The sequence below is a fragment of the Desulfovibrio gilichinskyi genome, from assembly GCF_900177375.1.
Lineage (GTDB): Bacteria > Desulfobacterota > Desulfovibrionia > Desulfovibrionales > Desulfovibrionaceae > Maridesulfovibrio > Maridesulfovibrio gilichinskyi.
Genome location: NZ_FWZU01000003.1, coordinates 87,524 through 100,703, shown reverse-complemented (window position 1 = coordinate 100,703; position 13,180 = coordinate 87,524). Strand labels below are relative to the sequence as shown.

The 13,180-nt window shown below is 43.9% G+C and carries 10 protein-coding genes and 1 pseudogene; 6 read left to right on the top strand and 5 right to left on the bottom strand.

The annotated features are described in order from the left end of the window. Positions 1-142: 142 nt before the first annotated feature. The 3 genes from B9N78_RS08905 to B9N78_RS08895 are packed head-to-tail and all read right to left on the bottom strand — an operon-like array spanning position 143 to position 5,236. Positions 143-2,470 carry an FAD-dependent oxidoreductase gene (locus B9N78_RS08905; protein ID WP_085101452.1) on the bottom strand — a complete coding sequence of 776 codons (2,328 nt, stop codon included), beginning with the start codon at positions 2,468-2,470 and terminating at the stop codon, positions 143-145. 34 nt (positions 2,471-2,504) lie between these two features. Continuing rightward, positions 2,505-4,139, bottom strand: a complete 1,635-nt coding sequence (locus B9N78_RS08900; RefSeq protein WP_085101450.1) for a glutamate synthase-related protein — start codon at positions 4,137-4,139, stop codon at positions 2,505-2,507. After that, positions 4,103-5,236, bottom strand: a complete 1,134-nt coding sequence (locus B9N78_RS08895) for a class II glutamine amidotransferase domain-containing protein (RefSeq protein WP_085101448.1) — start codon at positions 5,234-5,236, stop codon at positions 4,103-4,105. The genes B9N78_RS08900 and B9N78_RS08895 overlap by 37 nt, the downstream gene beginning before the upstream one ends. 882 nt (positions 5,237-6,118) lie before the next feature. On the opposite strand from B9N78_RS08895, the gene B9N78_RS08890 reads away from it, so the two are divergent. Beyond that, a complete protein-coding gene (locus B9N78_RS08890; protein ID WP_085101446.1) occupies positions 6,119-6,418 on the top strand; it encodes a hypothetical protein in 300 nt (99 codons plus the stop codon). Between the two features lie 7 nt (positions 6,419-6,425). Here the strand turns inward: B9N78_RS08890 and B9N78_RS08885 are convergent, their stop codons facing one another. Beyond that, complete coding sequence (locus B9N78_RS08885) at positions 6,426-6,965, bottom strand: class I SAM-dependent methyltransferase (protein WP_085101444.1); 540 nt, start codon at positions 6,963-6,965, stop codon at positions 6,426-6,428. A 472-nt stretch (positions 6,966-7,437) separates the two neighbouring features. Between B9N78_RS08885 and greA the strand changes: the two genes are divergently transcribed. The 5 genes and pseudogenes from greA to B9N78_RS18560 form a co-directional block, all read left to right on the top strand. After that, on the top strand, positions 7,438-7,920 hold the full coding sequence (greA, locus tag B9N78_RS08880) for a transcription elongation factor GreA (RefSeq protein ID WP_085102333.1): 483 nt from the start codon (positions 7,438-7,440) through the stop codon (positions 7,918-7,920). A 118-nt stretch (positions 7,921-8,038) separates the two neighbouring features. Next, positions 8,039-8,809, top strand: a complete 771-nt coding sequence (locus B9N78_RS08875) for a hypothetical protein (protein WP_085101442.1) — start codon at positions 8,039-8,041, stop codon at positions 8,807-8,809. An 80-nt stretch (positions 8,810-8,889) separates the two neighbouring features. Then, on the top strand, positions 8,890-9,021 hold the full coding sequence (locus B9N78_RS18450; protein ID WP_281248174.1) for a hypothetical protein: 132 nt from the start codon (positions 8,890-8,892) through the stop codon (positions 9,019-9,021). Between the two features lie 118 nt (positions 9,022-9,139). Continuing rightward, entirely contained in the window at positions 9,140-9,778 is a 639-nt protein-coding gene (locus tag B9N78_RS08870; RefSeq protein WP_085101440.1) for a phosphatase PAP2 family protein, read from the top strand. Between the two features lie 95 nt (positions 9,779-9,873). After that, positions 9,874-9,927: pseudogene (locus tag B9N78_RS18560) on the top strand (hypothetical protein); the annotation flags it as partial. On the opposite strand, the gene B9N78_RS08865 reads toward B9N78_RS18560, so the two are convergent. Further along, the gene (locus tag B9N78_RS08865) at positions 9,910-13,077 is read right to left on the bottom strand and encodes an efflux RND transporter permease subunit (protein ID WP_085101438.1); all 3,168 of its coding nucleotides are present in this window, start codon (positions 13,075-13,077) and stop codon (positions 9,910-9,912) included. The pseudogene B9N78_RS18560 and the gene B9N78_RS08865 overlap by 18 nt on opposite strands. Positions 13,078-13,180: the final 103 nt, after the last annotated feature.

The window sequence follows — 13,180 nt, the reverse complement described above, 5'->3', positions numbered from 1 at the left end:
TAAATGGCTGTCCCACATCCTAAAATCATTACACACTGTAACCAGCGAGCCCAATTAGTTCCAGAAATATAAGATATTTTAGCAACAAAAAAAGGGCCGCCGAATTATTCGACGGCCCTTCTAAATAATTATTTACTAAAAACTAACCAAGCGGAGTGTTTTCAATGAGGTTCCAGATACCGCAGGGACATACGTTTCCGCAGAAACCGCAGCCGATGCATTTATCAGGATTAACCGCCATTTCATACTTTTTACCGCCTAAATCCTTTCTGGATATAGCACCTTGAGGACAGACTGTTTCGCAAAGTCCGCAGTCTCTGCATGATCCGCAAGATGAACATTCACTTGCACAGTGGTGCATGTCTGAAAATTCTGTCAGACGCGGATCAAAGTATTCAAGAGTCATCCTGCTATAGTCGATGACCTGTTTAGCCGCAGGTGCAGGACGTTTTCCTGTGAAGATTTCGTCAATGACTTCCGCAGCTCTGCGACCATGCCCGATAGCATGCGTGAGCAGGCCTGGACGAACAGCATCACCGATAGCGTAAACTTTAGGATCAGTAGTCTGGTAGTTGTCATTAACAACCACATGACCGCGATCAAGAGCTATTTCTTCCGGTAAGAAATCAACGTCAGGAGTATCTCCGATTGAAAGAAGCACGGTATCAGCTTCAAGAAGTTCACCGGATTTGAGGAGCACCCCTTCTTTAGTTACTTCCTGAGTGAAGCAGGGCCATTTGAACTTTGCGCCGTAAGCTTCCGCTTCTTTTCTTTCTTTACCGAAAGAAGCCGGTTCCTGAATATCTATCAAAGTAATGGACTCTGCGCCGAGACGTCCGCATTCAGTTGCAACGTCGCAACCTACGTTACCTGCTCCGATAATAACTACTTTTTTGCCGACCTTGGCAGTACCCTTCACTGCGTCCTTAAGGAAAGTCAGTGCGGGAGTAATCATTTCATGACCGGGAATAGGAATCATGCGCGGTTTCTGAGCACCGATAGCGAGCACGACAGCATCATTTGCCTGCTTAAGTTCCGCAAAATCATCTCCGTCCATTTCTTTATGCAAATGGACATGAGGAATAACTTCCGCAGCTCTTTTGAGTTCAGCTTCAAGAACTTCCTTCGGGATACGGCTTGAAGGAATGGCTGAAGCGATTTTACCGCCGAGAGTTTCGCCCATATCGTAAATTACAGCTTCGTGACCTTTCATGCGAATCTGCCATGCAATGGATATTCCGGCAGGCCCACCGCCGATAATGGCTACTTTTTTGCCGGAAAGCGGAGGCAATTTAGGAGCCTTGCTATTTACGCCTTCGCGTCCAAGCTTGGTAATATCAACAGAAGCAAGATTCTTTATACCGCGGGTACATCCTGACATACACAGATTCGGACATAAATATCCGCAGACTGTTGCAGGAAAAGGAGTGTACGCAAGAGCCAGATCAACCGCTTCATCAACAAGACCGTCACGAACCAACTGCCAGCGTTCCTGAACAGGAATTCCGGTAGGACAGCTGGACTGACAAGGTGCTGCGTATTTACTGTTTTCCCAGACAGGAACAAATCTTCTTAAATTACCGGACGGAACCAAGCCAATAGGCGACCTATCAAGGTCAGTTAAATCACCGATAAGGCCGCCGCGTCCGAGTTCTTCGTCCCATACTTTTGCACGGAACTCAGTCATTGAACGACGAACCTTTCCTGTTTTTTCAAAAGGAGTTTTGGCTCTGATAAGTTGCCAGTCAGAACGGTTGATCAACTTTTCATAGACTTCTGATCTCCCGATTCTAGCCAGATTCACTTTAAGATTTTCAGTCAGCCATGACCAATCAGCATCGCGGATAGGTTCTAGGATTGAATCTGACTGAGAAAAACCATCGTTAGGTCCGCGAACAAAAATACGCCCGCCGACCATACCGACACAAGGTCGATACCCTAAAACATTCTGTGAGTTCTGTCCTTCGTAACCACAGACTACTGCGGTTCCTCCGGCCATGAATTCAGCAAAGTAGTCACCGACTGATCCGAGCACCCAAAGTTCAGGGGCTTCAAATCTGGGGTTGGTCTTGGTCATAGTCATTGCGCGAGCGCCAAGGCTTCCGGCAATCAGGACTTTACCCTGCGCCATAGCATTACAGGCACCGTTGGTTCCGTTACCGAGGACAATAATCTCGGCTCCGGCATTAAGCCAGCCAACGTCATCAGAAACTGATCCGTGTACAGTAATGGTTGTTCCGGGGAAACCTTTTGAACCAAGGCGCTGACCGGGAGACCCTACAACGTCGATTTCAATCGGTTCTTCTTTGGAAATCCACAGCCGTCCACCAATTCCATGTTGACCAAGGGCATCTATTTTAAGCTTGCGGGCACCTTCACGAACACTCTTTTGGATAAGCTCTTCAAGAATGCGTGATTCAAGACGTTTACCGTCTTCAACGCCGTTTATGCATACTGTTTCTGTAGCCATTTTTTATCTCCGGTATATCATGAGCTTCGGTTTTTTAAACCACGTACTTAATGCCGAGTCTTTCGGCTGCATCACGATCACTGATTCCAAGGGCATCCGACATGCCGATAGGCAGAGATGTCGAACGTCCGAGAGGAGCAATAATCTTTTTGAGTTCCGTGTCGAAGCTCAGATAGAAATCAACAACTCGCTCTGCAACTTTTTCAGGATCAAGACGACGATAAAGGCGTGGGTCCTGCGAGGTGATACCCTTTGGACAAACCCCGATATTACAGACGTTGCAGCGGTCTTTTTCAGAACCGAGGCAACCAGCTCCGGCCTGCATGACATATTTACCGATCTGAACCATACTTGCGCCGAGCATAATCAGGGCCGCAGCATTGGCAGCAAGGTTTCCGGATTTACCGATACCGCCACCGGCGATAAGCGGTAATTCATTCTGTTTTCCGCTCTGAACCAGTGCGTTGTAACAGTCACGCAGATTACTTGCGATAGGATGTCCCATGTGATTCATAGAAACATTGTACGCAGCGCCGGTTCCGCCGTCTTCACCGTCAATGGCAAGTCCTGCCGCATACGGATTACGAGTCAGGTTGTTCAGAACAGCAAGTGAAGTGGAAGATGCTGAAATCTTCGGATATACAGGAACCCTGAATCCCCAAGCCATACTCATGGACTGAATCATTTTGGCGACAGACTCTTCAATGGAGTACTGTGTCTGATGAGTCGGAGGGCTTGGAAGACTTATTCCGCGCGGCACACCGCGAATAGCGGCAATAAGCTTATTAACCTTGTGCCACATGAGCAGACCGCCGTCACCGGGCTTAGCTCCCTGACCGTATTTAATTTCAATAGCGCATGGGTCGACTTTCATTTCAGGAATAGCATGAATAATTTCATCCCATCCGAAATAACCGCTGGCTATCTGCAAAATTACATATTTGAGGAATCTGGACCGCAGCAGACGTGGAGGACAGCCGCCCTCTCCTGTGCTGATGCGAACAGGCATTCCGAGTTCTTCGTTAAGGTATGCAACACCCATCTGCAAACCTTCCCACATATTAGGAGAAAGTGCGCCGAAAGACATGCCGCCGATAACGAGCGGATAAATTTCTCTTACAGGAGGCTTCCATCCGTTTTCAGCAAGAGTTTTCATACCGTCTTCGGGGGATTGAATCCTGCCGAGTAAAGTAGTCAGATTAAATTCATGCCTTCCTGCATCAAGAGCAGGGTCGGTAAGCATGGAGATGCGGATAAATTTGATCTGATCCAGTAAACTTTCACTGGAATTTCTGCGTCCACCGCGAGTTCTGGGATTTCCACCACGGTTATTATGAAATTTAAGAGTGGTAGAGCCTTCATCGCGATTCGGCTTGATCGCATTATTCGGACAGACCATGTTGCACATTGAGCAACCGATACATCCGTAAGCAGGATCGGTTCTCTGCCTGATTCCATAAAAAACGGAGTACTCGTTAGTCGCCTTTGTTTTAAGGCCTATGGGAGTTATAATATTGCGCTTGCGGAAAACGCCCAGTTCTATAGCATTTACCGGGCAGACCGAGGTACAGCGACCGCACTGAGTGCATAGGTCTTTGTCCCACTCGATTTGCCATGGCAAATCCTTTACGCCTAAAGTTGACGGGGTAATTGGTCTGTCTGAGAGCATTGGATAATCTCCTTGCAGTCGGGTCCGACGATAACTGTATCAAGATGCATTGGTTGAAAATCTTTGGATTTATCACGATCAGGAATAGCGGCGTTAAGTCCGCAAACTTCAGAAGAAAAACCAAAGATGCCGTCTTTTCCGCCGACAATACCGGGGCGGAATTTCTTACGATCCTGAGTCATAAACATCTGACCGCCGGGAAGGCAGCCTATGACACAGTTAGGACCGTCAATGATAAGCTTACGGCATGTCCTTTTGAGGTCAGTTAAAAACGCTCTGTCAGGATGATCGGCCAGTTCGCTATCACTTAGCGGGGTAATGATGTGTTTGTATGCCCTGATATCAAGGCCGAGTTTTTTAGTAGTGTAATGTGCGATATGTGTGAAAACTTCAGAATCTGACTGGTATCCGCTGTATCCGGTAATATTTCTGGACTGAAGATATTCTTTGATAGGAAGAAAAGCGGTGTTTTCACCATTAGTCATAGACGCAACACCCTCTATAAAGAAGGGATGACATGCGTAAAGATTGATCGCATAGTTTGTATTTTGTCTACCCTGAGCAAGAATTCTGCGGGCATAAATATCTTTATTACGGTCAAGCTGAAGATATTCGCCTATTTCAAGAGGATCACCGACTTCTTTGATAACTATAGTATCAGGCCAGAAGGAAAATACCATCATATCGCCGGTTTTCTCGCCAAGCATCTTAAGATCCAGACGCATTTGAACCAGACGGTTTCCTCTCTCTGCTTCTGCCAGGTCTTCCCACTCTCTGGGGACACTGTAAGCAATAGCGGCATAAGTTCCGCGGACAGGAGTACCGGCAGGCGGTGGAGTATGCGGGGTGTAAAGGATACTGAATTTAGATTTAAGTCCTTTATCCGCTACATACTGTTCCAGCTGGCGAAGGCCGGCCTCTGTAAAAATACCCGATAGAATCGGACAATCCTTCAACTCTTCAAACGGACCGCTGAGTCCATTCAAATATAGCCCCACACCGGAACCATCGTGCCCTTCTTTCATTACATTCAGAGCATCAATAGCACGCATGGGTGAAATTGGGTCGCGACTTGTAAGCGCAAATAAACGGCACATATTGTCAGCTCACTCCATGTTTATATTGTTCCACATTCTTGCAGTTACCTAAAGATGCTTACAATCTGGTTTCTATTACCACTTCAATTCTAAATATCTTTTACGAGGCTACAGAAAATGTTGCTTGAAATTTTATTAACTCAGCCGCCCCGACTCTAATCACTAAAATCAACGCTTGTAACCAAGCGACAATGCGACCTTTACATTTTAGTTCTTTCATTTCTCAAGATCAGTACTGAAGCGTTTCGGCACTCGGAAAATTGATCTAAAACAGTATGAAACGTCCTTTTTATTGCAGATTAGAGTAATTCTGGAAGATCAGCCTGACAGAAGAAAACAATTTTGGCAAACAAAAATACGAAAATGAATTTTTTTTTGGTTTAAATTCCTAAAACAGCTCATTCTTTTGTATTATCTCAACCAACCTACGCCATTATTTTTACGCTTTTCGAACCTACATATCCTACTGTTTTAACGTAATAAAACCTCAAATAACACCATTTAAAACTAAATATATCGGCATTAATTACCTTTCGCAAAGCATGGTATATACACCACAATAAATGGTATAAACTGTCAAATTAACCATAATTGTCATAAGGCATTACATAGCTAAATGCATCGTATCATACTGATTACATGGACTAAAATTGTGTTTTTTACCATCTTTAAAAGTTTTATACTTAACCTTGATTTCAAGCTACCCTTCAAAAACCATATATTTTGAAACATTTTTGTCAACAAGCACCTAACAAAAACGTCTAATAGTACAATTTTGCAAAAAATAGAACTTTACCAGATCATACTTGCCTGACAGTAACTGATAAGTATAAAGTAAAATTAATCACTATTATTCAACTTCTATTTAAAGTGAGAACAACTATGCACCGTAATGAAATTGAAAGGATTTTTGAGGCTTACTTTGAAAAATATAAAAAAACGGAAGGGGATAGAAAATCGTGGTCCGCGGTCTGGCTTGAGTCCACACCGGCAGGAGTTCTTGAACTGAACATGACCAAGTGCCCTAGAGGACTGACTTTCAAACTATTCGTGAATAAGAAAAAAGAAGCGGAAGTTACAGGATGGGATGCTTTTTTTGAAACAATGGATCAAATATCTGAAAAATATCCATCATTATATGACGAAGAAAAAGTATTCTCAGACATGAGTTTTGTGATTTAAACAAAGATCACTTGGTAAGATATGCCCTGTTTGCAAGCAGCACCGTCGGGAGTTTTGTGACTGAAAAACCGATTTTACCAGCAGCATCCAGTTCGTCATGGAAAAATTTATCACTAACGTGCATTCTAGGCTCAGTAAAATAAAAAACGCCTTTAGGTTTAAGCAGAGAGAAAATTTCCCGAAGTGATCCTTTCAGATCCGTAGTTTCGTGTAAAACATGCCCGGAGACTACAAAATCAACTTTGCCTTTATAACCTATTTTCAAAGGGCCGCATTTATGAGGAATGATAATATCCGCAACACCTTCTTTCACAGCTCTCTTCATCATCATTTCCAGCATCTTATCCTGAAGATCAACGGCAACAACTTTTCCGTTTTTTCCGACAAGCTTTGCCATGCCTATTGAGTAGTGCCCGAACCCACAACCGAAATCCAATACGGTCATCCCCGGCTTTACCCACGCGGACAAAGCCTCATCCACAGGATCGAGCATACGTCGCAATGAGTTATCAAATGTATACGCAAGCCACCATGGACAAAGATGCATCGTGATTCCTAGATTCAAGTTGAAAAAACAAAAAATTATTCACCGCACTCCTTACTCGCCGGAAGAATTTAAACCAGTTTGCTCGGATCAATCTTCGCAAAATGTATACTTCATAATCACTAAGTTTGCCAAGTTTATTCAAAGCAGAATTATTTCAAAAAAACACAGCACTTAAATTTGATAAGCTTTACAATTATATATATTATAATCAAACTAACCTTTCCGCTTTAAAGATATTTAAAGAATAACATCGTCTTGGTAACTATTTATTATACTGATTATTTCAAAAAACATATGCGGCTCACCACCAGATATATATTAAAAGATTCTTGACCCAAGACCGTGGATGTTCTATCAAAGACTTTCAGCAACTGAATGTTGCGCCGTACTAAGCAGCTTTTCTTCCGGAAATCACTCCGGTAGTGGCTGCATTTTTATTGACACCACCGATGCAAAATTTGAGGTTTATGAAATGAGCACGATACCCATTTCAACAGAAGGATTTGCGAAGATTAAAAAAGAACTGGATGCTCTTAAAAGAGAACGTCCAGCCGTAATCAAAGCAATCAGTGAAGCTCGCGAAGAAGGCGACCTTAAGGAAAACGGGGGCTACCATGCTGCGCGTGAGCGTCAGGGAATGATGGAAGCTAAAATTAATTATATTGAATCCCGCATCCCACATTTTAATATTATTGATCTGTCTACACTTGGAGGTTCCAAAATCATTTTTGGAGCAACTGTAGAACTTGAAGATATTGAAACAGGCGATAAAAAAATATATACAATCATGGGCCCTGATGAAAGCGATTTCAAAAAGGGAATAATTTCTATTGAATCCCCTGTAGGAAAAGCTCTACTTGGCAAAGAAGAGGGCGACGAAGTTCTGGTCAACGCTCCTCGCGGAAAAATAGAATATGCTGTTGTTTCTGTGACCTTTAAAGGTGCTGTTTCCTAGCAGTCATACGTAACCGTATTACAGAGCCGTACTATGCAGCTTCTGAAAATAGAAATCTAAAGGGGATGTGCTAAAGCGCGTCCCCTTTTTCCTTTTATGACGGCGAAACCGGAAAAATATGGGCAACACAAAACTGACTCAACTTGCAGAGATTACCTGTTCAGGATTCTGCAGACGCTGCAACACCGTTCACAAGTTAGGCTCTGCCGGAGCTGTTGAACTTTGCGCAGAGCTCATGCAAAAGCTTGATCTGGAAAAACGCATAGACTTTTCAGTCCCTACCGATAAAGCCGATCCAGATCTATCAACTGATTATCTTTTCGGAGATGCCAGAGGGCAGATGTTCGGCGTAATGACTTACACTGACCGTCAGGGTAAAACCGGAGCCGCTTATGGGTTCTCAGGCCAATATAACAGCAGATGGGAAGTCGCCGGATGGGTAGCCCCCATAATTGATCCTGCAGAATTTGACACTCTTACTACTACGACTGAGCGCGAGATTAAGCGAATCGGCAAAGAAATGGAACTTTTCCCCGCAGGCTCAGAAGAGTACAAAAAACTATCCCTTAACCGAAAACAAATGTCTCGCGACTTGATGCAAAAGATACACGCCATATATCGCATTCCCAGTTTCAGCGAAGAGACTAAAATTCTGCCTGAAGTTGCCCCTTCTGATAAAGGAATTCCGACAGGAACAGGCGACTGCTGTGCACCAAAGCTGTTAAGCTTTGCTATCAAAAACAACCTGACCCCGCGCGGCATAGCTGAATTTTATTACGGCAGAGAAAATCGATCCGGCACCAAACAGCACAAGCAATACTATTCTTCCTGCGAAGATAAATGCGGCTTAATACTTGGCCACATGCTTTGCGGTTTAAGCTCTAAATAGTTATTCATCACTCTTCAAAATATTTCTCATATCGTAAATATCATTTTCAGATTATATGATTTGCACGGAGGATCTGAAAAATGACAAATAAAATCATCACCCCTGCAACTCTTAAAATTATTCAAAGCTGCCTGACAATTCTTAGCCTGTCACTTATCATTACAAGTTGCGCCGGATCTAAAACTGCCCAGAAAACGGATTACTTTTTCTAGAGGGTAACGGAAGAACTCTCCGCTTTGCCCGCATGGAATAACATTAAAGATATACTTTTCACTGCAATTATTACGCTATGCTGTACTCATTCATCTTGAACAGGCAGGAGGAACGGCTATGTTTCGGGATTCAGATAAACTTGGTAAATGGACACTATTCACAGGCATATTAACAATATTCATGATTGTGCTGTTGTTTCAGTTTATTGATCTGCCTATTGCTAAGGCAGCCCACAAACTTCAAAACACTTTTCTAGTTACTGTCTGCAAGGTGATAAGTGATCTGGTTTCAGAACAGGTTGTACAGACAATCGCGTTTTTCACTCTTTTAAGCGGAGTATACGACACTGTAGTTAATGGACAAAGTATGAGGTCCAGAAGCTTACTTTTTATAGCTCTTGCTACAGGAAGTGCAATGCTTATCGGTGATGAATTGAAATGGTTCTTCGGCCGCTGTCGTCCGCCACTCTTCTTTAAAGACGGCTCTTACGGGTTCACTTGGTTTTCAACTGAATATCTAAAAAATTCTTTCCCGTCAGGGCACACACTGCGGGCTTTCTCCTTAACCTCTGCCATAGCTCTTCTTTTACCTAAAAAACGGTACATTCCAATAATCGCGGCTGTTTTGGTCGCAATCAGCAGAGTTGTTGTAGGTAAGCATTACCCTTCCGACGTAATATTCGGTGCATTCATAGGAATGACATGTACAGCATGGAGTTACTTTTTTATTTTCGCGAAGACCAGATGCCCACGCTAAATCCATTTCTTTTTGCCCACAAAAAAACCTTCATGCAACTTCGGCTGCATGAAGGTTTTTTCTATTTCAATTTAAGCTGACCCAATCAAATCTGATTGAAAAGAATCAAGCCTGAAAGCTCAACCATACTTCTAATTTTCAGTATTATCACTCTCTATTTCCTTTTCAGGCGAAGATTTCTTCTCTTTTTTGGATTTATTCCTCTCAATAAACTTGACCAGCTGTGCATAAAATAACGGAACAAAGAGAACTCCAAAAACTGTCGCGGCAAGCATACCTGCAAAAACAGATGTTCCAAGTGCATGCCTGCTAGCAGAGCCGGCTCCTGTTGCAATAACCAAAGGAATAACTCCAAGAATAAAGGCGAAAGAAGTCATCAGAATCGGACGAAATCTTATATGTGCAGCCTCAGCGGCAGCGTCCACAGCGGACATACCGTCTTCGTATTTATCTTTGGCAAATTCAACAATCAGAATCGCATTCTTTGCCGCCAGCCCGACCAGCATAATTAAGCCGATCTGCGCATATACGTTATTATCAAGACCACGAATCCACTGCCCTGCTATGGCCCCGAACACGCCGAGCGGGACGGCAAAGACGACAGCAAGCGGAATAATCCAGCTTTCATACTGCGCGGCAAGGACAAGGAATACCATGAGAACTGCCAGAGCAAAAATTATTACGACTTCGCCGCCGGATCTCTTTTCCTGATAGGCGATATTGGTCCAGTCATAACCATAACCTCTCGGAAGAGTATCACTGGCAACCTCTTCCATTGCAGCAATTGTCTGCCCGGTACTGTATCCCGGCGCAGTTGCTGCAGATATTTCAATAGCTCTGTAAAGATTGTAGCGCCGTATATATTCAGGACCTTTGATTGTTTTCTGCGTGATCAGCGTAGAAAGCGGAACCATCTGGCCCGTACTTCCACGCACGTAGAATCTGGAGACATCATCTGGACTTGTCCTGAACTCCGAATCAGCCTGAGCCATAACGCGGTAAGTTCTGCCGTATTTGTTGAAATCATTAATATAATACCCACCAAGGAAGGTTTGTAGAGCACTGAATACTTCATTAAGAGGAACTCCAAGTTTGCTTACTTTATCCCTGTCTACGTCAACAAATAACTGAGGAACTTTTGCACTGAAAGATGAAAACAGACTTGCAATTTCCGGACGTTTAGTCGCCTGAGCTACGAAATCCTGCGCGGCCTGAGCAAGTTCATCAACTGTCCCGCCTGATCTATCCTGAAGTTCAAATTGCAAACCGCCGGTTGAACCGATTCCGTTGATAGGCGGAGGATTGAAATTGTAAACTATAGCGTCCTGAATCCCTCTAAATTTCTGCTGAGTTTTCTGCATTATCGACCCCACACTCAGGGACGGATCTTTACGTGCATCCCAAGGCTCAAGTATGGCGAAAACCGTTGAAGTGTAGGAAGAGTAAGCCGAAGTAATCAGGTTAAAACCACCCAGAGCGAAGTAGTCTTTGACTCCAGGTTCATTTTTAAGAATCTCCTCAACTTCCTTAACAGCTCCGTCTGACCGCTCCAGAGAAGCTCCTTCCGGCAACTGAACATTGATCATAAAATATCCCTGATCTTCGTCCGGAACAAACCCTGTCGGCACAGTACCGAAGAGAAACAAAGCACTGCCGAGAATAATTGCAAAAATTGAAAAAGCTACAAATGCCTTCCGGATCATCAACCGGACACCGAATGTATAACCAGCCGTTATTTTATTAAAATACTTGTTGAAAAATTTAAAGAACCATCCCAGCGGGCCACGGGCTTCTGTTTGCGGCCGAAGTAAAAGAGCTGCCATTGATGGAGAAAAAGTCAGTGCATTTATGGATGAAATCGCTACCGAAACAGCAAGAGTCAGAGCAAACTGTTTATACAGCTGCCCTGTTATACCACCCATGAAGGCAACCGGAACAAACACAGCAATAAGAACAATAGTTGTTGCGACAATCGGACCTGAAACTTCCTTCATCGCCGCTTTTGCTGCTGTTTTTGAATCCATTCCCTCTTCATCAATCTTCTTCTGAACTGCCTCTACAACAACGATAGCATCATCAACAACAATTCCGATAGCCAGAACCATCCCGAAAAGTGTCAGCGTGTTGATGGAAAAGCCGAGAACCTGAAAAAAGGCAAAAGTTCCTACGAGAGAAACAGGCACCGCAATCATAGGAACAATAGTAGCTCTGATATTTTGGAGAAAGATGAACACAACAATAAAAACCAGGAACATAGCTTCGTAAAGAGTGCTCATAACCTCACCGATTGAGGCTGTAACAAATAAAGTGGTATCGTACGGGATGTCATAAACAATATCGCTCGGAAATGTCTCAGACATTTCTTTCATTGTACTGCGGATCTGTTTAACAATATCAAGCGCATTTGCACCCGGAAGCTGATAAACCAAAAGCATAGCATTAGGAATACCGCCCTGCCTCCCGAACGCAGTATACGACTTAGATCCCATCTCAACCCGTGCAATATCTCTGATTTTAACGGTACTGCCGTCAGGATTAGCCTTGATGATTATATTCCCGAATTCTTCCGGCTCGCTAAGGCGGCCCTTAACACGGACAGTCATCTGAAACTGCTGATTTGCCGCGGCCGGAGGCTGACCGACCTGTCCTGCAGGAGCCTGCAGGTTCTGCCCCTGCACAGCACTCACAATGTCATTTGAAGTGATTGCCAAACGGGCCATTTTATCAGGATTGAGCCAGATACGCATACCGTAATCCATATCACCGAAAAGGTTGACCGTTCCGACTCCTGGAATTCTGGAAATTGCGTCAAAAAGATTTATTTTAGCATAGTTATTCAGGAAAAGGGCGTCATACGTTCCCTTTGGTGACATCAGACTGACAACGCAAAGCATGCTGGAAGACTGCTTCTTTACACTGACACCTGACTTCGTAACATCGGCAGGCAACTGCGGAGTTGCAAGGCTGACTCTGTTTTGTACATCGACGGTTGCCAGTTCAAGGTCACGCCCGAGCTCAAAGGTAACATTAAGGACAAGCCGTCCATCATTGGAACTGATGGAGTTCATATACAGCATATCCTGCGCACCGTTGACCTGCTCTTCAATCGGAGCGGCGACAGTCTGCTCAACAACATCAGCACTTGCGCCGTTGTAAACGGTTGAAATCTGAACACTCGGCGGTGCAATCTCGGGATACTGAGCGATTGGGAGAGTAAAAATACTCAAAAGCCCGACCAAAGTGATGATGATGGATATTACCGATGAAAAAATAGGCCTGTCGATGAAAAAATTGACCATTTTCCTTCCCTGTATACAAGCTTAAAATGCTTCTCCCCGTTAAATACGGGGAGAAGCCTGCTCGCAAAGTAATTTGAAGATATTCAAAAAAACTAAAATTAAT

Excerpts from the sequence above, each read along its gene's own strand:
- B9N78_RS08875 (WP_085101442.1), top strand. The coding sequence starts at position 8,039 with ATGGGCAACACAAAACTGACTCAACTTGCAGAGATTACCTGTTCAGGA.
- B9N78_RS08905 (WP_085101452.1), bottom strand. The coding sequence starts at position 2,470 with ATGGCTACAGAAACAGTATGCATAAACGGCGTTGAAGACGGTAAACGT.
- B9N78_RS08885 (WP_085101444.1), bottom strand. The coding sequence starts at position 6,965 with ATGCATCTTTGTCCATGGTGGCTTGCGTATACATTTGATAACTCATTG.
- B9N78_RS08870 (WP_085101440.1), top strand. The coding sequence starts at position 9,140 with ATGTTTCGGGATTCAGATAAACTTGGTAAATGGACACTATTCACAGGC.
- greA (WP_085102333.1), top strand. The coding sequence starts at position 7,438 with ATGAGCACGATACCCATTTCAACAGAAGGATTTGCGAAGATTAAAAAA.
- B9N78_RS08890 (WP_085101446.1), top strand. The coding sequence starts at position 6,119 with ATGCACCGTAATGAAATTGAAAGGATTTTTGAGGCTTACTTTGAAAAA.
- B9N78_RS08865 (WP_085101438.1), bottom strand. The coding sequence starts at position 13,077 with ATGGTCAATTTTTTCATCGACAGGCCTATTTTTTCATCGGTAATATCC.
- B9N78_RS08900 (WP_085101450.1), bottom strand. The coding sequence starts at position 4,139 with ATGCTCTCAGACAGACCAATTACCCCGTCAACTTTAGGCGTAAAGGAT.
- B9N78_RS08895 (WP_085101448.1), bottom strand. The coding sequence starts at position 5,236 with ATGTGCCGTTTATTTGCGCTTACAAGTCGCGACCCAATTTCACCCATG.
- B9N78_RS18450 (WP_281248174.1), top strand. The coding sequence starts at position 8,890 with ATGACAAATAAAATCATCACCCCTGCAACTCTTAAAATTATTCAAAGC.